This is a genomic window from Bradyrhizobium barranii subsp. apii, assembly GCF_011516635.5.
Taxonomy (GTDB): Bacteria; Pseudomonadota; Alphaproteobacteria; order Rhizobiales; family Xanthobacteraceae; genus Bradyrhizobium; species Bradyrhizobium barranii.
Window position 1 is genome coordinate 3,400,314 of sequence record NZ_CP096255.1, and the last position, 22,820, is coordinate 3,423,133.

A 22,820-nucleotide genomic window follows, 5' to 3' on the forward strand; every position below is an offset into this window, starting at 1 on the left:
GCGGACGAGCGCTATCCAGCGTTTGCCTTCAACCCCGCCGCCTGGATTCCCGCGACCGCACAAGCCTCATCATTGTCGGAGGTGTCGCCAGACACGCCGACGGCACCGAGCAGCGTCGCGCCATCCATGATCAGCACGCCGCCGGGGACCGGCACGAGCGCGCCCTTGGCGATGGTGTTCACGGAATCGATGAAATAGGCCTGCTCCTGCGCACGCTGGAACAAGGCGCGCGAGCCCATGCCCATGGCGAGCGCACCATAGGCCTTGCCGTGAGCGATCTCGGCGCGCATCAGGCTGGTGCCGTCCTGCGCCGCGGCGATCTTGAGCACGCCGCGTGCGTCTAGGATGGTGACGACCAGCGGCTTGAGCTTCAGCTCGGTGGATTTTGCGAAGGCGGCGTCGAGGATCTTGCGGGCGGTGTCGAGCGAGAGGTCAGCCATGGCTGGTTTCCTTTTTAGGGTGAGAAGTGGAATTTGCTCCGGCGCGGTCGAGGCTCATCGCCAGCACGCGCGCGACGTGAAGCGCTTCGCGCTGGGCGCCGTCGTGGATCTGATGCCGGCAGGAGGTGCCGTCGGCAACGACGAGTGTAGCTTGGTCGGCGCGCCGCACCGCGGGCAACAGCGACAGCTCAGCCATCTCGATCGAGGCATCATAGGTGTCAGCGCCGTAACCGAACGCGCCGGCCATGCCGCAGCAGCTCGATTCGATGGTCTCGACCTTCAGGCCTGGAATGAGGCGCAGCACCTGCTCGACCGGCTTGAAGGCGCCGAAGGATTTTTGGTGGCAATGGCCGTGCACGACGGCTTTGTCGGCGACGGTGCCGAGCGGCAGTTGCAGCCTTCCGGCCTCCGCTTCGCGCACCAAAAATTCCTCGAAAGTCAGCGCGTGGGCGCCGACCGCCCTGGCATCGTTGTCCTTGCGCAGTGAGGTGAGCTCGTCGCGCAGCGTCAGCAGACAGCTCGGCTCGAGGCCGACGATCGGCACGCCGCGGGCGGCAAAGGGCGCGAACGCCGCCACGAGGCGGTCGAGCTCGGCCCTGGCTTCGTCGACGAGACCGGCTGAGAGGAATGTACGGCCGCAGCAGAGCGGGCGGCTGCCGCTCGCCGGCTTGGGCAGATGCACGCGATAACCGCCCGCGGCGAGCACGCGGAGCGCGGCGTCGAAATTTTCGCGCTCGTAGATGCGATTGAAAGTGTCCGTGAACAACACGACTTCACGGCCGGTCTCCGGCCCGACCGCTTCCGCGGGCGGCACAAACACGTCGCTGCGGAAGGCGGGCAGGGCACGGCGCGCGCTGATGCCGGCAAAGCGCTCGAACAGCTTTCGCAGCAACGGGCTGCGGTTGCGCAAATTGGCGAGTGGCGCGAAGCGCGACGCGAGACCGGCATAGCGCGGGAGGTAGCCGACCAGGCGGTCACGCAGGGTCAGGCCATGGGACGCTGCGCGGGCGGCGAGCACCTCGATCTTCATCTTGGCCATGTCGATGCCGGTCGGGCATTCGTGGCGGCAGGCCTTGCAGGAGACGCAGAGCTTTAGGGTCTCCATCATCTCGTCGGAGGTCAACGCATCGGGACCAAGCTGACCTGAGATGGCGAGCCGCAAGCTGTTGGCGCGCCCGCGGGTGACGTCCTTCTCGTTGCGCGTCGCGCGATAGGATGGGCACATCACGCCGCCCTCGAGCTTGCGGCAGGCGCCGTTGTTGTTGCACATCTCTACCGCGCCCTGGAATCCGCCGCCGGCGCCGGGATAGGCGGACCAATCCAGCATCGTCTTCAACTCGTTGACGCGGTAGTCGGGTTTGAAGCGGAACAGCGAGCGATCGTCCATCCGGGGCGCATCGACGATCTTGCCGGGATTGAGGACGCCCTCGGGATCGAAGCGGCTCTTCACCTCCCTGAAGTCGGCGACGAGACGCTCGCCGAACATGGTTTCGTGGAATTCGGAGCGCACCAGGCCATCGCCATGCTCGCCGGAATGCGAGCCCTTGTACTCGCGCACCAGCGCGAAGGCTTCCTCGGCGATCGCGCGCATCGCCTTGACGTCCTTCTCCAGTTTCAGGTTCAGCACGGGCCGTACGTGCAGGCAGCCCTCGGAGGCATGCGCATACATCGTGCCGCTGGTGCCGTGCTTTGCGAAAACCTCGCTCAAGCGCGCGGTGTAGTCGGCCAGGTGCGGCAGCGGCACGGCGCAGTCCTCGACGAACGAGACCGGCTTGCCCTCCTGCTTCATCGACATCATGACGTTGAGGCCGGCGGCGCGGAAATCGGCGATGCCACTTTGCGGCGCGGGCTCGGTGATCTCGACCACGCCGCCCCATTTACGCTTGTCGTTATTCCAGCCGAAGCCGAGATCGCCCATCAATTCGCCGAGTTGCTTGAGGCGCACCAGATTGTCGGCCTGGTCCTCTTCGGCGAATTCGACCACCAGAACGGCATCCGGATCGCCCTTGATGGCGGCGGAGATGATCGGCCTGAACATCGCGATGTCGCGGCCGAGCGCGAGCATGGTGCGGTCGACCAGCTCGACCGCGATTGGCTTGAGCTTGACCAGGTGCTGGGCGGCGTCCATCGCCTCGTAGAAACTGCCGAAATGGCAGATGCCGAGCGCCTTGTTGCGGATCACAGGCCACAACTTCAGCTCGACCTTGGTGGTGAAGGCGAGGGTGCCTTCGGAGCCGACCAGGAGATGCGCCATGTTGTTGCGCGCATTGCGCGGCGTCAGCGCATCGAGATTGTAGCCGCCGACACGGCGCTGCACCTTGGGAAAGCGCGCGGCGATCTCGTCGGCCTCGCGGGCGCCGAGATCGAGCATGTCGCGGAACAGGGCGCGCGCGCCGTCGTTCGCATCGAGATCGGAGAGATCGCGCGACACCTCGCCGTACCGGCCCAGCGTGCCGTCGGCGAGCGCCGCCTCCATCGACAGCGTGTTGTCGCGCATGGTGCCGTAGCGAAGCGAGCGGCCACCGCAGGAATTGTTGCCGGCCATGCCGCCGATCGTGGCGCGCGAGGCCGTGGAGACGTCGACTGGAAACCACAGGCCGTGCTTCTTGAGCTGACGGTTGAGGTCGTCGAGCACGATGCCGGGCTCGACCACGCAGGTGCGGCCCGCGACGTCGAGCGAGAGGATGCGGTTGAGGTGCTTCGAGAGATCGACCACGAGGCCGTCATTGACGGTCTGGCCGCATTGCGAGGTGCCGCCGCCGCGCGGGGTGACCTTGATGCCCTCGTCGCGGGCAATCGCCAGCGCTTTGAGGGCCTCGTCCATGGTCCTGGGCACGACCACGCCGGCCGGCACGATCTGGTAGAACGAGGCGTCGGTGGCATAGCGGCCGCGGCTGAAGCCGTCGAACAGGACGTCGCCGGTCATTTCCGCGCGCAGGCGCCGTTCGAGCGAGGAGGCGTTTGTCATCCCTGGTCCCGGATTGACCCAGCGAGGCCCAGCCTTGCTGAGTTATTCATTATTTCTCACGACCGATTATATTATGAATTCAAAATGAGCAAGTCGGTCGCCCCTCAGGGCGAGGCCGGTGCGTCCTCTTGGGGCTCGGTCAGGTGCTCGATCGCGGCCGCCCGCTTGTTGCGCAGGTGCTGGAACAGGATGTCGCTGAGCTCGCTGGCGGCGCGGCGGCGCAGCGCGTCGAGGATGGTCTCGTGCTCGTGCATTGCTTCCGCCCAGCGCTGCCGCTTGCGGGCGAAATTGGCGGAGTAACGGACCCGGCGGATGCGGCCTGCGAAGTTGGCGTAGGCGGTCTTCAGGGTCTCGTTGCGCGCGGCCGCGACGATGCTTTCGTGGATGCGCTGGTTGGTCTGGAAATAGCCGTGCATGTCGCGATGCAGATAGTGCCCGTACATCTCGTAATGCAGCTGCTCGATCGCGGTGATTTCTTCATCCGTAATGGCCTCGCAGGCGAGGCGCCCGGCAAGGCTCTCCAGCCCCGCCATCACGTCGAACAGCTCCTCGAGGTCGCGCTGGCTGAGTTGGCGGACGCGCGCGCCGCGGTTGGGCAGAAGCTCGATCAGGCCCTCGGAGGCGAGCACTTTCAGGGCCTCGCGCAGTGGCGTGCGGGAGATCCCGAGCATCGCGCAGAGCTGCCGCTCGGGGACGCGCGCGCCGTCGGGAATATTGCCCTCGACCACGTAGTCGCGCAGCCGCAGCAGGATCTCGCCGTGAAGCGAGGCCTCCTGGCGGTCGCCGCCGTTCGCGGCTGGTGGGGCGATCGGAACCCCGGTGTCGGGAATCGTGGATTTCATTGCAGCACAATAGTTTGCCTGTTTGATCGCGTCGATGTTCACAATCGAATACCAAACTTCGATTGAAAAGACAAAAAATGAATGCAAAATAGTTCCGAAGCCGGCGAGAGCCCGCCGACAGGGAGGTTTTCATGCACCAGGGACGCCATTTCCTTCAGATTCCCGGCCCGAGCCCGGTCCCCGAGCGCGTCCTGCGCGCCATGGACATGCCGGTCATCGACCACCGGAGCGCGGAATTCGGCGAGCTCGGCCGCGCCGTGCTCGAAGGCAGCCAGAAGATTTTCCAAACGGCGGGTCCGGTCGTGATCTTCCCCTCGTCGGGGACGGGCGCCTGGGAGGCCGCGATCGTCAACACGCTGTCGCCAGGCGATAAGGTGCTGATGGTCGAGACCGGCCATTTCGCCACCCTGTGGCAGCAGATGGCGGGGCGGTTCGGCATCGACGTCGACTTCGTGCCCGGCGACTGGCGCCGCGGCGCCGATCCCGCATTGATCGAGGCGAAGCTCACCGAGGACAAGGCGCGCGCGATCAAGGCCGTCATGGTCGTGCACAACGAGACCTCGACCGGCGCGACCAGCCGCATCGCCGAGATCCGCGCCGCGATCGACCGCACCTCGCATCCGGCGCTGCTGATGGTCGACACCATCTCCTCGCTCGGCTCGGTCGACTACCGCCACGACGAGTGGAAGGTCGATGTCAGCGTGAGCTGCTCGCAGAAGGGTTTCATGCTGCCGCTCGGTCTCGGCTTCAATGCGATCTCGGAGAAGGCCCGCGCTGCTGCGAAGACCAACAAGATGCCGCGCTCCTATTTCGACTGGGAGGAGATGCTCAAGCCCAACGCCAACGGCTTCTTCCCCTACACGCCGGCGACCAATCTGCTCTACGGCCTGCGCGAGGCGATCGCGATGCTGCTCGAAGAGGGGCTCGACAACGTGTTCGCGCGCCATCAGCGGCTGGCTGCCGCGACGCGTGCCGCCGTCAGTCACTGGGGCCTCGAGATCCTCTGCCAGGAGCCCTCGGAGTTCTCGCCGGTGCTGATCGCGGTGCTGATGCCGCCCGGCCATGATGCCGATCAGTTCCGCCAGATCGTGCTCGACAATTACAACATGTCGCTCGGCTCCGGGCTCTCGAAGGTAGCCGGAAAAGTCTTCCGCATTGGCCATCTCGGCGAATGCAACGCGCTGACGCTGCTCGGCGCGCTGACCGGCGTGGAGATGGGCCTGTCGGTTGCGGGCGTGCCGCATCGCTCCGGCGGTGTCGACGCCGCGATGAAGCTGCTGGAGCAGCGCCCGCAGGGCAATGCCTCGCCGCATCTGAAAGTGGTCGGCACCTAGGTCGCGCGGGACACGCAAGGCCAATCATAAAAAACAGTCAGGGAGGGTGGAGATGGGAATTCGGTTCAAGGCCACGCATGTCGTCTTGGCGATGCTCTGCGCGATGTATTTCATCACCTATGTCGACCGGGTGAACATCGGCACCGCCGCGAGCGAGATCCAGAAGGAGCTGGGTCTGTCGAACACCCAGCTTGGCCTCGTCTTCTCCGCCTTCGCCTATCCCTATCTGCTGTTTCAGGTGATCGGCGGCTGGGTCGGCGATCGCTTCGGGCCGCGCAAGACGTTGTTCTGGTGCGGCATGATCTGGGCGGCGGCGACCATCTCGACCGGCTTCGTCAACGGCCTTGCCGCACTGTTCGTCGCGCGTTTCGCGCTCGGCTTCGGCGAGGGCGCGACCTTTCCGACGGCAACGCGCGCGATGCAATACTGGACGCCCGCGAACCGCCGCGGTTTTGCGCAGGGACTGACCCATTCCTTCGCCCGGCTCGGCAATGCCGTGACGCCACCGGTGGTGGCGTTGCTGATCCTCTGGCTGACCTGGCGCGGCGCGTTCGTCGTGCTCGGTCTCGTCAGCCTGGTCTGGGGCGTCGTCTGGGTCTGGTACTTCCGCAACGAGCCGAAGGAGCACGCCTCCATCACCGAGGCCGAGCTCGCCGCACTGCCGCCGCGCCCGACCGGCGAGCGGCCGCGCGTGCCGTGGGGGCCGTTGCTCGGCCGCATGTGGCCAGTGACGCTGACCTATTTCTGCTACGGCTGGTGCCTGTGGCTCTATCTCAACTGGCTGCCGCTGTTCTTCAAGAACAACTACAATCTCGATATCAAGAACTCGGCGCTGTTCGCCTCCGGCGTGTTCTTCGCCGGCGTGGTCGGCGACAGCGTCAGCGGCGTGCTCTCGGACAAGATCCTCGACCGCACCGGCAATGTCCGCCTGGCGCGGCTGAGCGTCACCGTTGCGGGATTTACCGGGGCGCTGCTTTCGCTGTTTCCGATCCTGTTCGTCCACGACATCACGATCGTCGCGCTGTGCCTGTCGGCCGGCTTCTTCTGCGCCGAGCTGGTGATCGGCCCGATGTGGTCGATCCCGATGGACATCGCCCCGAAATATTCCGGCACCGCCTCGGGACTCATGAATACCGGCTCGGCCTTCGCCGCCATCGTCTCCCCGCTCGTTGCCGGCTTCGTGATCGATGCGACCGGTAACTGGTACCTGCCGTTCCTGATGTCGATGGGGCTGCTGCTGCTCGGTGGCTTCTCCGCCTTCCTGATGCATCCGGAGCGCCCGTTTACGGAGGCCGAGGGGCGCCTGCCGGTCGGAAAGGTGGTGGCCGCGGAGTAGGGGCGGCGGAGGCCCGCCGCTTATGCATGGGAGGCGTCTTAAGGAGAGGGGACAAGCCGGTCAAATGGTGCTATTCGGCGCCCATCAAAACCAAGGCTAGACCGGGAAGGACGCCGATGACCGTGCACACTGGAAGGCATTTCTTACAGATTCCAGGACCGACCAACGTGCCCGACCGGGTGCTGCGGGCGATGGACATGCCGACGCTGGACCATCGCGGTCCGGAGTTCGCCGAGCTCGGTTTTGCGGTCCTCGCCTCGATGCAGCGGGTGTTCCGCACCCAGCAGCCCGTGATCATCTTCCCCTCGTCCGGCACCGGTGCCTGGGAAGCGGCGATGGTCAACGTGTTCGCCCCGGGCGACAAGGTTTTGATGTGCGAGACCGGCCAATTCGCCGTGCTGTGGCGCGGCATCGCCGACAAGTTCAAGCTCGACGTCGACTTCATCCCGAGCGACTGGCGTCATGGCGCCGACCTCGCCGAGATCGAGAAGCGCCTTAGCGCCGACAAGCAGCGCACGATCAAGGCGGTCTGCGTCGTTCACAACGAGACCTCGACCGGCTGCGTGACGCCGCCGCTCGAGGTGCGCAAGCTGCTCGACCGCGTCAAGCATCCGGCCCTCCTGATGGTCGACACCATCTCCGGCCTCGGCTCGATGGAATACGAGCACGATGCCTGGGGCATCGACGTCTCGGTCGCCGGCTCGCAGAAAGGCCTGATGCTGCCTCCGGGCCTCGGCTTCAATGCCGTCTCGGAAAATGCGCTCGCGGTGGCGAAGGCCAACCCCGGCATGCGCTCCTACTGGGACTGGCAGGAGGTCATCTCCTTCAACAAGCTCGGCACCTTCCCCTATACGCCCGCGACCAATCTGCTCTACGGCCTGCGTGAAGCGGTCAAGATGCTGGAAGAGGAGGGGCTGGAGAATGTCTGGACCCGCCACAAGCGCCACAGCGCCGCGACGCGCGCCGCGGTCAAGGTCTGGGGCCTGGAGACACAGTGCGCCGATCCCGCCGCACACTCGCCGGCGCTGACCGGCGTGCGCGTGCCCGATGGACACGACGCCGACGCCTTCCGCAAGGTGGTGCTCGAGAACTTCGACATGTCGCTCGGCACGGGCCTGAACAAGGTCAAGGGCAAGGTGTTCCGCATCGGCCATATCGGCCATTTCAACGACCTGATGCTGATGGGCACACTCGCCGGCGTCGAGATGGGCCTGGATCTCGCAAAGATTCCGCACCGGAGCGGCGGCGTATTGGCGGCCATGGACGTCCTGAAGGGACGCGACGCGGTGCCGATGGCCAAGGCTCAGGTGGCCTAAAGGCTCAGGTGGCCTGAACTAACCCAGAAAGTGAGCGCGCGATGAACGCACCGACGACGACCAACGAAGACCTGCTCTACTCCGTCACGGACGGCATCGCGCGGATCACCTTCAACCGCCCCCAGGCGCGCAACGCAATGACCTTCGCCATGTATGACCGCATGGCGGAGATCTGCCAGGAGATCAACGCCGATCGCTCGATCAAGGCGCTGATCCTGACCGGCGCCGGCGACAAGGCGTTCGCCTCCGGCACCGACATTTCTCAGTTCCGTGCGTTTAAGACCGCGCAGGACGCGCTCGACTACGAGGCCCGGATCGACCGCGTGCTCGGCACGCTCGAGCAGTGCCGCGTGCCCGTGATCGCGGCGATCGCGGGAGCCTGCACCGGCGGCGGCGCCGGCATCGCGGCCTGCTGCGACCTCCGCATCGGCACCGAAACCACGCGCATCGGCTTTCCGATCGCACGCACGCTCGGCAACTGCCTGTCGATGTCGAACATCAGCCGCGTCGTCTCGCTGGTGGGACCTGCGCGCACCAAGGATCTGATCTTCAAGGCGCGCCTCGTCGAGGCGCAGGAAGCGCTGTCGCTCGGCCTGCTCAACGAGGTTGTGCCCGACGTCGAGACGCTGCAGCGCCGTGCCGACGAGACCGCCAAGCTCGTCGCAAGCCATGCGCCGCTCACGCTTGAAGCGACCAAGGAGGCCGTGCGCCGCATCCGCCGGACGCTGTCGCGCGAAGAGGGCGAGGACCTGATCCTTAAGGCCTATATGAGCGAAGATTTCCGCGAGGGCATGGATGCCTTCCTCAACAAGCGTACACCGAGCTGGAAGGGCAAGTAGCGCGCAACACTACGTCTCCGCGTCTCGATCGCTCAACTCGCGGCCACGGGACCGCCGAGGCACCGACCTTGCAAGCGACGAGGTCAACCCGGCCAGAAATAGCCCCAGCGCAAAAGAAATTGTTCGCTCAGCCAGCCGATCCAAATAGCGGGCGCCATAAAAAGTCCGAACGGCAGGAATGCCGTACCTCGCAGCGACCGCCGTCGCACGACAGCATTGGCGGTGTAGACGGCAATCGCCGAAAGTGCCGCCAATTCGATCACCGCGGCCGCCGTTGGGAGTTCGAGCCAGGCACCGGCAACTGCGGCAAGCTTTACGTCCCCAAGTCCCAATCCGTTCCGGCCGCGCCAGTGGCGGTAGAACAACAAGAGAAGAAGCAACGGCAGACTTACCGCTGAGGCGCGAAAGACCAGCCACAGCATGGATGATGCACTCGCATTGAATAAGATTGATCCGCGTAACAAAGCAATTCCGAAAGCCGCGGCGGTCAGCTCGTTTGGAATGAGGTAGTGGCGGGCGTCGTTGCAGGCGATGGCGAGCATTAGGGCGGCGAGGTATGCACCTAACAGCCCATCCGCGCCCGGCGCGATCATGAGGCTTGTGACAACGAACGCGAATACGACAACAGCGAATACCAAAGTGCTTAGAGTCTGTCCGGAAAGATTACCTTGGATTGCATAGCTTTCGCAGCATGAGTCGGATGGAGGCCAGCTTGAGAAAGGCGAGCGCCCTGTGATTGAAGCATTCCCAATCTTTGGACAGTCTTCGGCATCGCCCGAGCCAGGCAAAGGTACGCTCGACGATCCAGCGTTTGGGCAAGACGACGAAACGGTGAGCCTGATCGGAGCGTTTGACGATTTCGAGGTTCACGCGCTTCAGAGCGCTACGCAGCCCCTTCTGGAAATGTGGCCCTTGATATCCGCCGTCGGCGTAGAGCTTCAGAAGAAAGGGATAGAGGCCGAACAACGTTGCCATCAGGAGCACGCCGCCGTCGCGATCCTGGATGTCCGCCGCATGCACGATGGCGTGCATCAAGAGGCCTTGCGTGTCGACGAGAATGTGCCGCTTCTTGCCCTTGATCTTCTTGCCCGCGTCGTAGCCATGGAGATCATGAGGCCCCCTTTTTCAGCGCTTTTCACGCTCTGGCTATCGATGATGGCGGCGGTGGGAGAAGCCTCGCGCTCGGCCCTTTCGCGACATTCGACATAGAGGGCGTGATGAATTTTATCGAGCGTGCCGTTCCAGCTCCACAGATCGAAGTAGCCATACAGCGTCGAGCGCGGCGGCAGGTCCTTGGGGATCGCGCGCCACTGGCAACCTGTGCTCAGGATGTACATCAGCCCGTTGGCAATCTCGCGCAGGTCCACCGTACGCTTGTTGCCGCCGCGCTTGGCCGGCGGGATGCGAGGCGCGATCAGCGCCCACTCCTCGTCGGTCAAGTCGCTCGGATAGCGCAGGCGGCTGCGGTCGTAGCGTGCACGGTTCTCGGTAGTCCACATTGGCGGCGCGTCCCCATCGAATCAGGCCGCTCACCTTGAATCACAACCGATTCATTCGACTCAACATGTTTTGGAACAGACACTTAGACCTACCTCTGATTTTCCTCCGGTGGAATTTCGATTGAAATAGACCATAGGCTCTCGGCATCTGCGAAATGAGGAAACGCGCCCGTTGTTCACTGAAGCGACTGGAGACCAGTGATCATATCGGTTGCATCCGGCGTGCTGGCCCATCCGCCCGATGATCTCGTGGGCTTTGTGGCACAAAGCTGTGACACATTATCTCTCACCGCCAAACAGCAGGTCATTCCCGAACGATCGTAGGGGGCAACCCGAACTGCAACGTTGATTTGGGGGCTCGCCTTCTATTCCAGTCCCCAGATTTTGGCGGTCGAGCTTGCAATCGATCTCATTCCAAAGTCATAAGCCGAGCGGCGCCGGGCCGGCTTGAACTGGCCGGCATTCGCCCGCACAATGCAATTCGCATTGCTTCGCGAATTGCCAATCCGAACAATAACATAGGCGAAAACTTGGGGAGACGCACGTGGGACATGGAATGAAGGCCGCGGTCGTGCTGGCCGCTGCGCTTTGTGGCGCGCCGGCTTTTGCCGGCTGGGAGCCGACCAAGCCCGTCGAGATCGTGGTGGCCGCCGGCGCGGGCGGCGCCTCCGACCAGATGGCGCGGATGATGCAGGCCGCCATTCAGAAGAACAATCTGATGAAGCAGCCGATCGTCGTCTCGCTCAAGGGCGGCGCCTCGGGCGCGGAAGCGCTGATGTACATGAAGTCCAGCGAAGGCGACCCGAACAAGGTGCTGATCGCCTATTCGCTGATCTACATGCTGCCGCTGTCGGCGAAGATCCCGTTCAACTGGCGCGAGCTGACGCCGGTCTCGGTGATCGCGCTCGACCAGTTCGTGCTGTGGGACAACAGCGCAGGTCCGAAGACGGTGAAGGAATTCGTCGCGGCGGCGAAGGCGGCGAGTTCGCCGTTCAAGATGGGCGGCACCGGCTCCAAGCGCGAGGATCACGTGCTGACCGTCTTCCTCGAGCAGAAAACCGGCGCGAAATTCTCCTATCTGCCCTACAAATCCGGCGGCGAGGCCGCGACCCAGCTCGTCGGCAACCACACCGAATCCAACGTCAACAACCCGAGCGAAAATCTCGAAGTCTGGCGTGCCGGCCAGGTGCGCCCGCTCTGCGTGTTCGACAAGGAGCGCATCTCCTACACTAGCAAGGTGACGGACACGCAATCCTGGGCCGACATCCCGACCTGTAAGGAGGAGGGCGTTGACGTCCAGTATCTGATGCTACGCGCGATGTTCCTGCCCGGCAAGGTCACGCCGGAGCAGCAGGCGTTCTATGTCGATCTGTTCCACAAGGTGACGCAGACCGCGGAATACAAGGACTACATGGAAAAGCAGGCGCTGAAGCCGATCTTCCTCACCGGCAAGGACATGGTGCAATTCCTCGAGGAAGACGACGCCACCAACAAGTCGCTGATGACGGAAGCCGGATTCGTCGCGAAGTAGCCGTCTCTCTTTGCCCTCCCCCCGTTCTTACGGGGAGAGGGCATGGGTGAGGGGCTTCCCTCCCGGAAGAGAATGGCAGACAGACTCGCGGAGGGTCCCCCTCACCCGGCGCTTCGGCGTTCTAGAAAACGGTCGCGGACGCGGCCTCTGCCTCTCCCCGCAAGCGGGGCGAGGTGACATCACTCCCGGCTTTTGCAAATCAGCTCATGTCCCAAACCGATCTTGAAATCATCGTCGACGATCCGACCGCGCCTGAAGACGGCTCACCCTCCGTCGTCTCCTCCGGCACGATCGAGATATTCGTCTGCCTGCTGTTGCTCGCGTTGGCCGCAACGCTTGGCTATGACAATTGGCGCACCGGCGCGTCCTGGGATTCGACCGGGCCGGAGCCCGGCTATTTCCCGTTCTATCTCTCCGTCATCCTCGGTGGCGGCAGCCTCTATGGCCTGATTGCGGCCTTCGTGGCGCATCGCGCGGCATCCGAAAGCTTCGTCACGCGTGCGCAAGCGCGCCGTGTGATGGCGGTGTTCGTGCCGACGCTGCTGTTCTGCCTGGTGATGCAGTTCCTCGGCCTCTACGTCGCGAGCTTCCTCCTGATCGCGGGCTTCATGCGACTCGTCGGCAAGATCGCGCTGTGGAAGTCGCTGCTCACTGCCTTCCTGTTCACGGCGATCATGTTCGTCACCTTTGACATCGCCTTCGACGTCATCATGCCGAAAGGGCCGCTAGAAGCGGCCTTCGGCTACTAGGCGCTCACGATGGAAGCTTTCGGTCTCTTGCTTCATGGCTTTGCCGTCCTGCTGACGTGGAAGACGCTCGTGCTGATGATGTTCGGGCTGGTGCTCGGCATCTTCGTCGGCGTGCTGCCCGGGCTCGGCGGTCCCAACGGCGTTGCGATCCTGTTGCCGCTCACCTTCACGATGGATCCGACCTCGGCGATCGTGATGCTGTCCTGCATCTACTGGGGCGCGCTGTTCGGCGGCGCCATCACCTCTATCCTGTTCAACATCCCCGGCGAGGCGTGGTCGGTCGCGACCACGTTCGACGGCTATCCGATGGCGCAGCAGGGCAGGGCGGCGGAGGCGCTGACCGCGGCGTTCACGTCCTCCTTCATCGGCTCGCTGGTCGCGGTGCTGCTGATCACCTTCCTCGCGCCGATGATCTCCTCCTTTGCGTTGAAGTTCGGCCCGCCCGAGTTCTTCGCTGTCTATCTGCTGACCTTCTGCTCCTTCGTCGGATTGGGGCGCGAGGCCAAGCACAAGACGGTCATCTCAATGTCGCTCGGTCTTCTGCTCGCGGGCGTCGGCATGGACACGGTGTCGGGCAATCTGCGCATGACCTTCGGCTCGGCCGAGCTCTTGCGCGGCATCAACTTCCTCGTTGCAGTCATCGGCCTGTTCGGCATCAGCGAGATCCTGCTGACGATGGAGGAGCGGCTGGCGCTGCGTGGACACGCCGCGAGCATTTCGCTCCGCGTCGTGCTCAGCGTCTGGAAGGACCTGCCGAAATACTGGGTGACGCTGCTGCGTTCCTCCTTCATCGGGTGCTGGCTCGGCATCACCCCGGGCGGCGCGATCGCGGCCTCCTTCATGGGTTACAACCTCGCAAAGCGCTTTGCCAAGGATCCCGAGAGCTTTGGCAAGGGCCGCATCGAGGGCGTGTTCGCGCCGGAGACCGCGGCGCATGCCTCCGGCACCTCGGCGCTGCTGCCGATGCTGGCGCTCGGCATTCCCGGTTCCGGCACGGCCGCGATCCTGCTCGGCGGGTTGATGGTGTGGGGACTCAATCCGGGTCCGCTGCTGTTCGTGGAGCACAAGGATTTCGTCTGGGGTCTAATCGCCTCGATGTATCTCGGCAATGTCGTCGGCCTCGTGCTGGTGCTGACGACGGTGCCGATCTTCGCCTCGATCCTGCGGGTGCCATTCGCCGCGGTGGCGCCGATGATCGTGGTGTCCTGCGCGATCGGCGCCTTTGCGATCCAGAACGCGATGTTCGACATCTGGCTGATGCTGGGCTTCGGCGTCGTCGGCTACGTTTTCAAGAAGATCGGCATCCCGCTCGCGCCGTTCACCCGCGCGCTCGTGCTCGGCAACCGCGCCGAGGATGCCTTCCGCCTGTCGATGATCGGGGCCGGCGGCAACCTCAAGGTGTTCTGGTCGAACGGCCTGGTTGGCTCGATCACAACCTTGGCGATTGTGCTGTTGTTTTGGCCTGTGATCGACCGCTTGCTGCGCTGCGTCGGGTGGCCGCGGCAGGCGAAGCCTGCCGTGTGAGCCAAGCGGATTGGAAACGCCATCAGTATAGGTGTCGCGTAAGTCCGATAAAGTTCGAAGCCCATGTCGCTGGGTGCAGTTTCGCCCTTGAATCGATCGCGATGTTGGGAATAGTGCATTACATGACTATCACCGCTCGCGAGGGGAGCATCGTCTACGTCGAGGACTGCCTGATCAACGGCAATTTCGCCTAGCCCGGCACAGGGATGTCGTGAACATTACGATTCGCGATATGGGAGGCAGCGGTCTACGATTGCAAGCGCGGCGGCGGGCTTGATCAGGGCGACGCTCAGCAATGTCAGGTTGATCAATGCAGCCAACGGTGTCGGCGTCGGTGGCGGCGCCGCCGTTCTCAGCAATTCGGTCGTGTCGAGCAACTCGGTTGCCGGTATTGCCATCTCGGGCGGCGGCATTAACATTGACGCCATGAGGATTTCCTTCAACGCGATCGGCATCAAGCAAGAACGGTCAACCCGTCCAACAATGACCGTTCGTTCAATACCGCTGGCGTGTCGGGCACGGTCAACTCGTATTCGAACAATCGCTTCTCGGATAACGGTGCAGGCGGAACGATCACGCCAATCGGCAGCACAACCAATCCGTCTGGGTTGCAGTAAGAACGATGATCGCAGCGGCTCAGCGATGACGTGAGATGCCAAAGCCCGGCTCGCCGGGGCTTTTGGTGCTTGCGATTTCCTTCACGCTGGCACGATGCAGGTCGTCGTTGCATTGATCCGACTCGATTAGGCCCCTGAGCGAAGCTCACGCGGTTAGCAGCAACCGACCTCGTTCGACATCGTGAGAGCGAAGTTGGCGAAAATTCGCTGAGCGCATCCCTGATCTGGAGCTCAGCATCTGCGGTGGTCCTCCTGATCGCGGTGACGATGAGTCGAAAGCCCGGCGCTGACGCCGCACTTTCGGTATTTCATCGTGAAACGGTCAGAGCCCGTGACGCTTCCCGCGCTTGTCAGCGACGCTAATCAGCACCAAAATACAATCTGAGATTTTGTTGATCTGTTCTTTTTTGGAGGACGTCATGGCTGTTGAGCATTATCGGGCCCGGAAGGGCAAGGAGATTTCACACGCGGCCGCCGCTGTAGTTGCCGGAGGCTACACGACGAAGTTCGATTCCTGGGCGGGCTGACGCCTAAGCAGAAGGCCGCCTTCAAGCTTGCTGCAGACCGCTGGACACACGCGATCGTTGGCGATCTGCCTGATGTCATTGTCGGCGGCGAGAGGTTCAACAATCGGCGTATCACGGCGCAAGGCACCGACATTTACGGCCCGGGGAGGATTCTCGGTCAGGCGGGACCGAACCGCTTGCGCCCGCAGAATGCCGGAGCGGCTGCGTTCCTGCCGGGCGACTGGCGACATGCAATTCGATACGGCCGACCTCTCGGCGATGGAGGCGGACGGCACCCTGAACGACGTCATCATGCACGAGATGGGGCATGTGATCGGCATCGGGACGATTCTGGACGAACAAGAAATTGCTGAAGGGTAAGCACGCCAACAATCCGACATTCAACGGCCCTACGCCATGCGCGAATACGGCAAGCTCCGTGGTTCCGCGGGGTCGCTGCCTGTTCCCGTTGAAAACACGGGCGGGGAGGGGACGGTGGACTCGCATTGGTGCGACACCGTGTTCGGCGCAGAGCTGATGACCGGCTTCGTCAATCAGGGCGGCAATCCGATGAGCCGGGTGACGAAGCTTGCAGGATCTCGGCTATGAGGTGAACATGGACGCTGCCCAGCCGTATCAGCTGCCTGATCATCTCCAGATGGCTGAGGCGGGGCTCGTTGCCGCGCATGCTAAAAAGTCAAGAGGCATCGTGCTCCCGCGGATTCCGATCACGTTGCCCGAGGAGAGCATTGGCACCTAAGGCCAACGCTTTGCCAAGCAAGGCTCCTCGGGAATTCAGCGATACAGGATCATGGAGGGCATGAAACGACCGAAAGCGATCGTGCTTCCAGATTCGTCACTGATCCCGTCGGACTGCCTGATCTCGCCGCCGCCCAACCAGTTCACCCACGAGGTGGCGAGATCGCAGCCCTTCTATGCCTCGCAGGGCGCGCCGGGCGACCCACCGACCGGACAGTTCGAGGCGGAGCCAAAGGTCGTGCTGCTCTACCATGACGGCGGAGAGCTTGTCGTGTCGTCGATGCTGCCGGCCGCTATGTCGGCACGCGCTTCGAGCGTTTGCGCGAGATCTAGATGGTTGCGTAAGCCGTCAATGCGCGGTCGATGGTGATCACCGCGGCGATCCGGATGCGAAACGCCGGCTGTTGAGACGCAGCCGTTCTTCACACCACCTTGGCGTTCCGGAGCGTCGCGATCTCGTCTGCACTGAGGCCGAACTCCTTCAAGACCTCGTCGGTGTGCTCGCCGAATTCCGGCGGCCGCGCCACCATCTTGCTCGGCGTGCGCGACAGCGTGACGGGTTGGCCGACCAGGCGGATGTGGCGGTCCTCGTCGTTCGGCACGTCCTGCGCGATGCCGAGATGTTTGACCTGCGCGTCCTCGAACATCTGGTCGATGGCGTAGATTGGTCCGCAGGGCACGCCGGCATCGTTGAACTCGCGGACCCAGGTCTCGGTCGACTTCGTGACCGTGCGCTCCTCGATCTTGGCGTTGAGCGCGTCGCGATTCTTGGAGCGGGCCGGCGCGGTCGCATAGTCGGGATCACTGTAGAGCTCCGGCGCGCCGATCGCCTGCGCGCAACGCTCCCAGATCCGTCCGCCCGTGGTGGCGATGTTGATGTAACCGTCCGAGGTCTTGAACACGCCGGTCGGGATGCTGGTCGGATGGTTGTTGCCGGCCTGCTTGGCGACTTCCTTCTCCATCAGCCAGCGCGCGGCCTGGAAGTCGAGCATGAAAATCTGCGCTTGCAGCAGCGAGGTCTGCACCCACTGGCCCTTGCCGGACACCTCGCGCTCGAGCAGCGCGGTGAGGATGCCCATGGCGCAGAACAGGCCGGCCGTGAGGTCGGCGACGGGAATGCCGACCCTCATCGGCCCTTCGCCCGGCGCGCCCGTGATCGACATCAGCCCACCCATGCCCTGGGCGATCTGATCGAAGCCGGGGCGCTTGTGGTAGGGCCCGTCCTGGCCGAAGCCGGAGATGCTGCCATAGACGATGCCCGGATTGATCGTATGCCGAGCTTCTTCTAGACGTCGGGCCGGAAATTCTTGACCACCACGTCCGCCTTGGCCGCGAGGCGCTTGTACACGGCGAGCCTGCGTTCGTCCTTCGGATTCAGCGTCATCACCCGCTTGTTGCGGTGCAGATTCTGGGAGTCCTGGTCAACGGTTTGGTCGGCTCGACCATGAGGCTGGCAGTCTGCCGCTTTTCTAAGCGAGGCTCATCGAGGCGGCCGAACCTGGGTCGTAGCAAGCAGCCCACAAAATCTCCTGCGTATCAGACTCCAGATGTTCGTGCCGACGCTGCTGTTCTGCCTGGTGATGCAGTTCCTCGGCCTCTACGTCGCGAGCTTCCTCCTGATCGTGGGCTTCATGCGGCTCGTCGGCAAGATCGCGCTGTGGAAGTCGCTGCTCACTGCCCTCCTGTTCAAGACGATCATGTTCGTCACCTTCGACATCGCCTTCGACGTCATCATGCCGAAAGGGCCGCTCGAAGCGGCCTTCGGCTACTAGGCGCTCACGATGGAAGCTTTCGGTCTCTTGCTTCATGGCTTCGCCGTCCTGCTGACGTGGAAGACGCTCGTGCTGATGATGGTCGGGCTGGTGCTCGGCATCTTCGTCGGCGTGCTGCCCGGGCTCGGCGGCCCCAACGGCGTGGCGATCCTGCTGCCGCTCACCTTCACGATGGATCCGACCTCGGCGATCGTGATGCTGTCCTGCATCTACTGGGGCGCGCTGTTCGGCGGCGCCATCACCTCGATCCTGTTCAACTTCCCGGGCGAGGCCTGGTCGGTTGCGACCACGTTCGACGGCTATCGATGGCGCAGCAGGGCAGGGCGGCGGAGGGACCCGGAGTAATTGCGTCACCGTCTCCGCCGATCAATCTTACTGTGGCCAAGGAAGAACAAACCCGCCAGGATGCCAATAGTGGCCGGTATGACAAGGCTGAGACAGTCCATGACGCACCGCCTCTCAGCAAAGGAATCGCCCGTTTAATAAAACTGACGGGCCTTCGGCGGGTTCCGCGTCAGCGATAAAAACTCGCCAGCCGGAGTTGGCGTGGCGCAGACGTACGACCGGACTTCAACTGGAACGCCAAAGAGCCTTTCGGGGGGATGTCCCGATCGCTGTTGAACTACGTCGGGTCGACGTTGCCGGAATGAATATTACGCAGCCCTCGTGACGTGGGCAACGGACTTGATTGTCATGCGATCGTGGTGAGCTTGAAGGGCCGCACGCAGAACCGACAATTGCTTATGCGCCTTCAATCGTCGGAAGCCCTTGTTGGCCTCGATCATACCGGCCGCGACCCATCGCAAGGCCATACCGGCATCCCGCCAGCGTTTAACGTTGCGCGTGACGCGGCGAATGGTGCCCATCATGTTCTCGGCGATATTGGTACAGGCGAGCGATCGGCGAAGCTCCTTCGGCAACTTCAACCGGACGACAGTCAGGATTTCGTCGAGGCCTTCGAGGATACTGGCCGCAACGCCGGGCCATTGCTGGTCGAGTCGACGCGCGAGATTGCGGATCAATTTTTCAGCCTTGTCGGCGTCATCGAGCTCCCAGGCCTGGCGCAGCACCCGGCGGGTGGCCGCATGATGCTCTTTCGGCAGGCGTTCCATGATGTTGCGCGCCTTGTGGATCTGGCAGCGCTGGATCGCAGCGGCCGAACCGAAGGTGCGGCGGATCGCCTTCGACAACGCCTTCGCGCCGTCGGCGATGAACAGTCTTGGCACCGTCGGGTCGAGCCCGCGCGAGACCAGGTTGTCCAGCAGGGCCTGAACCGTTGCTGCATTCTCGGTCGCCCCTTCCACCAGCGCCAGCGGATGCTTGTTGCCTTCGCCGTCAACCCCGATCGCGGCCACCAGCACGAGATCGTCGTCGAGATGCAGCCCGTCGATTTGGACCACCAGAAGGTCGAGCGCGGACAGATCGGCAGCCATGAAGTCGGCCAGCCGCGCCGCCGACAGAGCCACGAACCTCCGCGAGGCCGCCGACTTCGAAATCCCCGATCCGGGCGGTGCCGGCACGTCACCCTCGGGCAGCCGGACGGCGCGGCCGAACCGGCGCGTCGACACATTGATCAGCATCAGGTTCATCGCCCAGCGACCGAGCCAGTCCTCCTGCGCCGCCGTTTCCCAGCTCGGGATCGTGACCTCGCGGCCGTCCATGCCCCGGACCCGCGGGCGATCGACCTCGATCTTGCCGCCGTGGAAACCGATCCGCCCCCGCGTTCGGCCCCAACGGTGCGCCCGCCGCGCCGCATCACGACCGTGGCGCGGCCCGCAGGCCGCTGTCACATCCGCCTCCATCATCGTGCCGAGCGCCTCGATTCCTGCCGCAAGGCAGAACCGATCGAAGCTCGCTCGCACTTCCGCAAATGATTTCTCCACAGCCCCGGTCGCCGGCCAACCAGCCGGTGTGATATCTCTCGTCATGGCGTTGCTCTCCTTTGTGGAATCAGCACCCCGAGCCTACCGGCTCAAGGTGGGCAACGCCGACCTCTTCAGAAATTCAACAGAACCCGGGACATCCCCTTTCCGGACGCTCTAGAGCATTTTCCGATCACGTTGCGTCGTAACCAGCCGCGACGAGATAATTTTGACATTCCTCGGGTGAGAAGCGTTTGAGAGCGTTGGCGATTGCTTGCCAGAGATCGGGCATGGTGCGGGCTGCGGCGGCCCGCAACAGCGCTTTCAGTTTGGAGAAGGCCATTTCGATCGGGTTGAAGTCTGGACTGTAGGGCGGAAGATAGAGCAGGCTTGCTCCGACCGCCTGGATGGCCTCTCGAACGCCATGGACCTTGTGAGCGGGCAAGTTGTCCATGATAACGGTATCGCCCGGCCGCAGCGATGGGGCGAGCAATTGCTCGACGTAGGCCAGGAAAGCGTCGCCATCCATTGGACCGTCCAGAACAAGCGGCGCGATCAGACCGTCGGAGCGCAATCCAGCGGTGAATGTCGTCGTCTTCCAATGTCCGTGTGGGATAGCTGCACGACATCGCTCGCCGCGTGGCGAGCGGCCGTAAAGCCGCGCCATTTTGGTGTTGGCGCTGGTTTCGTCGATGAAGACGAGACGCTCAGGGTCAAGATCGATTTGCCCTTCGAACCACTCCTCACGCGCGGCATTTATATCGCCGCGCCGTTGCTCGGCGGCGTGCGCTGTCTTTTTTTAAGTGTGATCTTTCTGCGCTGGAAAAAACGCCAGAGCGACGCGATGCCAGTCGATATTCCACGACGTTTCAACAGTTCTCGCAACTCGGCGAGCGTGATATCCGGCTTCGCTGTCACTGCCTCCAGAATCAATTGCGAATGCGCTTCGATGCGCTGCGATTTGCGGTCACCGCCCTGGCGTTTAGGAACGATGTCGCCAACTTCCTTGAGGCGACCGCGCCAGCGGATCGCACTGGCCGCGCTGACACCAAAGCGCTCAGCAGCCTGTCGACAGGACATGCCACCGTCAATCGCGGCTATCACCCTTTGACGAAGATCAACCGAAAGCGCCCTGGCCATACATGCTGGCCTCCCTCGCCAGCATGTAGCTTGAATCTGACTCGCGCCGTTTTGGGAATCCCCACCCGATTCATTCCGGTCGGAAAACGCTCTAGCGGTTATCGATGTTCTCTTGAGGGGCACTAGCTCCCCGGCAGCACCGGGCTTTTTTTGTTTTTGGCATAATTGGACGATTAGTTATGTCCAGCATCAGCATTAAGGGGGATCTGCCCACTGGCTTGACCTTCTTGATACTCGACATGCGGCAGAACTGGCGTTTGCACGGCCCCCAAAAGAAAACGCGAGAGGCCCGCAAAAGCCTGATGCTGTAGCCACAAAGCCCCGTAGGCGGTCAGATGATGCTGATCTTTGTAGAAGGTTTGCGCGCCGTCGCTTAGCGGACAAAAATTGCCATTGCAAAGGTATGGCCATGCATCAAAGAAAAACACTTGGGTTGGATGGCTGGCTTCGATCTGCCTGAGGACTTCTCTAGTAAACGCATGGGTGTCAGGGTCAACGATGACGTTCATCTTGGAGCAATCAAAGCGGCCGAAGAAGGCGGGTCGATCAAAACACGCCGAGGGCGGATTGGCGACCAAGGGTCCATTGCCCATCAAAATGACTTTGCGATCATTCGTCAAAAGGAGGTCGACCGTCTTTTTCATTTTCGTGGACCACAGGAGTTGCGCCTCCTTTTGGTTCAACTCGCGCGGATCTCCATCAAGTTTATACCGTCTACCAAAACCTTCCCCCATTCCGACTTCCCAGAGGCCGGCGAGTATCACGACGCGAGGATTGTCCTGCGCCACACGCAAGAGCCAGTCGTACTTTCCCCCGATGCAAACAGCGCTCTTAGCCGAAGCATCGGCGGGACTAATGTCTACTACAAACGGGCAACCCGGCACCATTGGATACTGGCTTCCACGCAGGTGCGTCTCTTTCAAGGTCTCTGCAATTGCCGGGGCATAGTGAACGGCGTGGCTGTCGCCGACAAGGACGACATCCGGATGACCAGCAACGCAAAGTCCAAATCCTCCTTCGCAAGCGGGCCGCGATACTCGCTCCATGATCCATGGATCCGAAAGCGGTGGAATTTGTGGTCTGATCACTGTCGATGCGACCGCGCCTGCCACGACAAGAAGCGCAGATAGAGAACCCCAGGCTAACGCAAAGCGCAGACGCGTACCAGCAAGCCCACGTCGGTATCTTTGCTCAACGAGGTGATGGAGAGGGATAGCCGCCAGGATGGATGTAATAACCAATCCGATTCGTTCAGATTGCTGTATCTCATTGAAACGCCAGTATTGGTAAAAAACTATGATGGGCCAGTGGACTAGGTAGATAGAGTAGGAAATCCGGCCTGTGTACACGGCGACTGGATTGTTCCAAATTTTCTCAAGGGAAGGAACCACCCCCCCATAGATCATAAAAGCTGCGCCTACACAGGGAATAATTACGAGTGCGGTTGGCGTGTGCGGTCGGAACGTGATTATGGCCGTGATCACCAAACAAAGGCCGATGGATGAAAGCGCATTGCTTAATATTTGACGTTTTGGTTTGCGCTCTAGCCAGACCAGCAGGGCCCCTACTACGAACTCGAATATACGGAACGGTGTCAGGAAAAAAACGGCATCTTGGTCAATCCTGAAGTAGGCGACTGCAGCGACAAAGCTCAGAGCGCCAGTCAAAGCCAGTGCTGTCGGGACAAATTTGTTCGCAAACTTCGAAAGAAAGTAGAGAGCAAGGGGCCAAAAGAGGTAAAATTGCTCTTCGACCGACAATGACCATGTATGTAAGAGCGGTCTAA

At 62.6% G+C, this 22,820-nt stretch carries 18 protein-coding genes and 4 pseudogenes; 12 read left to right on the forward strand and 10 right to left on the reverse strand.

Translation table 11 applies throughout. From position 1 onward, the window contains the following. Positions 1–11 precede the first annotated feature (11 nt). The 3 genes from HAP41_RS16220 to HAP41_RS16230 all read right to left on the reverse strand — a co-directional run bounded on the left by HAP41_RS16220 (position 12) and on the right by HAP41_RS16230 (position 4,250). Positions 12–440, reverse strand: a complete 429-nt coding sequence (locus HAP41_RS16220; RefSeq protein ID WP_038957479.1) for a GlcG/HbpS family heme-binding protein — start codon at positions 438–440, stop codon at positions 12–14. Continuing rightward, on the reverse strand, positions 433–3,408 hold the full coding sequence (locus HAP41_RS16225; protein ID WP_166099849.1) for an FAD-binding and (Fe-S)-binding domain-containing protein: 2,976 nt from the start codon (positions 3,406–3,408) through the stop codon (positions 433–435). The genes HAP41_RS16220 and HAP41_RS16225 overlap by 8 nt, the downstream gene beginning before the upstream one ends. Positions 3,409–3,512: 104 nt before the next feature. Next, the gene (locus tag HAP41_RS16230) at positions 3,513–4,250 is read right to left on the reverse strand and encodes a GntR family transcriptional regulator (RefSeq protein ID WP_166105971.1); all 738 of its coding nucleotides are present in this window, start codon (positions 4,248–4,250) and stop codon (positions 3,513–3,515) included. Between the two features lie 131 nt (positions 4,251–4,381). On the opposite strand from HAP41_RS16230, the gene HAP41_RS16235 reads away from it, so the two are divergent. The 4 genes from HAP41_RS16235 to HAP41_RS16250 all read left to right on the forward strand — a co-directional run bounded on the left by HAP41_RS16235 (position 4,382) and on the right by HAP41_RS16250 (position 9,075). After that, on the forward strand, positions 4,382–5,584 hold the full coding sequence (locus tag HAP41_RS16235; RefSeq protein ID WP_166099845.1) for a pyridoxal-phosphate-dependent aminotransferase family protein: 1,203 nt from the start codon (positions 4,382–4,384) through the stop codon (positions 5,582–5,584). A 52-nt stretch (positions 5,585–5,636) separates the two neighbouring features. Further along, entirely contained in the window at positions 5,637–6,920 is a 1,284-nt protein-coding gene (locus HAP41_RS16240; RefSeq protein WP_166099840.1) for an MFS transporter, read from the forward strand. A 116-nt stretch (positions 6,921–7,036) separates the two neighbouring features. Beyond that, positions 7,037–8,236, forward strand: a complete 1,200-nt coding sequence (locus tag HAP41_RS16245) for a pyridoxal-phosphate-dependent aminotransferase family protein (protein ID WP_166099835.1) — start codon at positions 7,037–7,039, stop codon at positions 8,234–8,236. Positions 8,237–8,277: 41 nt separating this feature from the next. Beyond that, positions 8,278–9,075: an enoyl-CoA hydratase/isomerase family protein gene (locus HAP41_RS16250; protein ID WP_166099830.1), complete on the forward strand. Its 798-nt coding sequence runs from the start codon at positions 8,278–8,280 to the stop codon at positions 9,073–9,075. A gap of 83 nt (positions 9,076–9,158) precedes the next feature. Here HAP41_RS16250 and HAP41_RS16255 read toward each other — a convergent pair whose 3' ends face one another. Continuing rightward, on the reverse strand, positions 9,159–9,617 hold the full coding sequence (locus tag HAP41_RS16255; protein ID WP_248577209.1) for a prepilin peptidase: 459 nt from the start codon (positions 9,615–9,617) through the stop codon (positions 9,159–9,161). Positions 9,618–9,738: 121 nt separating this feature from the next. Further along, positions 9,739–10,574 (reverse strand): annotated as a pseudogene (locus tag HAP41_RS16260) (IS5 family transposase). Between the two features lie 556 nt (positions 10,575–11,130). Between HAP41_RS16260 and HAP41_RS16265 the strand changes: the two are divergent. The 3 genes from HAP41_RS16265 (at position 11,131) to HAP41_RS16275 (ending at position 14,378) form a co-directional block, all read left to right on the forward strand. After that, positions 11,131–12,105 carry a Bug family tripartite tricarboxylate transporter substrate binding protein gene (locus tag HAP41_RS16265; RefSeq protein ID WP_028149699.1) on the forward strand — a complete coding sequence of 325 codons (975 nt, stop codon included), beginning with the start codon at positions 11,131–11,133 and terminating at the stop codon, positions 12,103–12,105. A gap of 206 nt (positions 12,106–12,311) precedes the next feature. Next, entirely contained in the window at positions 12,312–12,854 is a 543-nt protein-coding gene (locus HAP41_RS16270; protein ID WP_038957486.1) for a tripartite tricarboxylate transporter TctB family protein, read from the forward strand. A gap of 9 nt (positions 12,855–12,863) precedes the next feature. Next, positions 12,864–14,378: a tripartite tricarboxylate transporter permease gene (locus tag HAP41_RS16275; protein ID WP_166099822.1), complete on the forward strand. Its 1,515-nt coding sequence runs from the start codon at positions 12,864–12,866 to the stop codon at positions 14,376–14,378. Between the two features lie 218 nt (positions 14,379–14,596). Here HAP41_RS16275 and HAP41_RS16280 read toward each other — a convergent pair whose 3' ends face one another. After that, positions 14,597–14,833: a hypothetical protein gene (locus HAP41_RS16280; RefSeq protein WP_166099817.1), complete on the reverse strand. Its 237-nt coding sequence runs from the start codon at positions 14,831–14,833 to the stop codon at positions 14,597–14,599. A 917-nt stretch (positions 14,834–15,750) separates the two neighbouring features. Here HAP41_RS16280 and HAP41_RS50050 point away from each other — a divergent pair. The 3 genes from HAP41_RS50050 to HAP41_RS16290 all read left to right on the forward strand — a co-directional run bounded on the left by HAP41_RS50050 (position 15,751) and on the right by HAP41_RS16290 (position 16,630). Continuing rightward, positions 15,751–15,882, forward strand: coding sequence for a hypothetical protein (locus HAP41_RS50050; protein WP_256478596.1), 132 nt, complete (start codon positions 15,751–15,753; stop codon positions 15,880–15,882). Between the two features lie 36 nt (positions 15,883–15,918). Then, positions 15,919–16,110, forward strand: a complete 192-nt coding sequence (locus HAP41_RS16285) for a hypothetical protein (protein WP_224580824.1) — start codon at positions 15,919–15,921, stop codon at positions 16,108–16,110. Positions 16,111–16,312: 202 nt separating this feature from the next. Then, complete coding sequence (locus tag HAP41_RS16290; RefSeq protein WP_224580823.1) at positions 16,313–16,630, forward strand: hypothetical protein; 318 nt, start codon at positions 16,313–16,315, stop codon at positions 16,628–16,630. A gap of 52 nt (positions 16,631–16,682) precedes the next feature. On the opposite strand, the pseudogene HAP41_RS16295 reads toward HAP41_RS16290, so the two are convergent. Next, positions 16,683–17,677: pseudogene (locus HAP41_RS16295) on the reverse strand (CaiB/BaiF CoA transferase family protein); the annotation flags it as partial. A gap of 124 nt (positions 17,678–17,801) precedes the next feature. Between HAP41_RS16295 and HAP41_RS16300 the strand changes: the two are divergent. Together HAP41_RS16300 and HAP41_RS16305 are read left to right on the forward strand one after the other, a co-directional pair. Beyond that, a pseudogene (locus tag HAP41_RS16300) lies at positions 17,802–18,032 on the forward strand (tripartite tricarboxylate transporter TctB family protein); the annotation flags it as partial. 9 nt (positions 18,033–18,041) lie between these two features. Beyond that, positions 18,042–18,364 (forward strand): annotated as a pseudogene (locus HAP41_RS16305) (tripartite tricarboxylate transporter permease); the annotation flags it as partial. A gap of 321 nt (positions 18,365–18,685) precedes the next feature. Here the strand turns inward: HAP41_RS16305 and HAP41_RS16310 are convergent. The 3 genes from HAP41_RS16310 to HAP41_RS16320 form a co-directional block, all read right to left on the reverse strand. Then, entirely contained in the window at positions 18,686–19,960 is a 1,275-nt protein-coding gene (locus tag HAP41_RS16310; RefSeq protein WP_166064748.1) for an IS256 family transposase, read from the reverse strand. A gap of 127 nt (positions 19,961–20,087) precedes the next feature. After that, positions 20,088–21,034 (reverse strand): IS630 family transposase gene (locus HAP41_RS16315; RefSeq protein ID WP_166099812.1). Its coding sequence is split into 2 segments (ribosomal slippage): positions 20,088–20,695 and positions 20,695–21,034, totalling 948 coding nucleotides; the frame shifts between segments, so codons are not numbered across the junction. 173 nt (positions 21,035–21,207) lie between these two features. After that, the gene (locus tag HAP41_RS16320) at positions 21,208–22,794 is read right to left on the reverse strand and encodes an acyltransferase family protein (protein WP_166099806.1); all 1,587 of its coding nucleotides are present in this window, start codon (positions 22,792–22,794) and stop codon (positions 21,208–21,210) included. Positions 22,795–22,820: the final 26 nt, after the last annotated feature.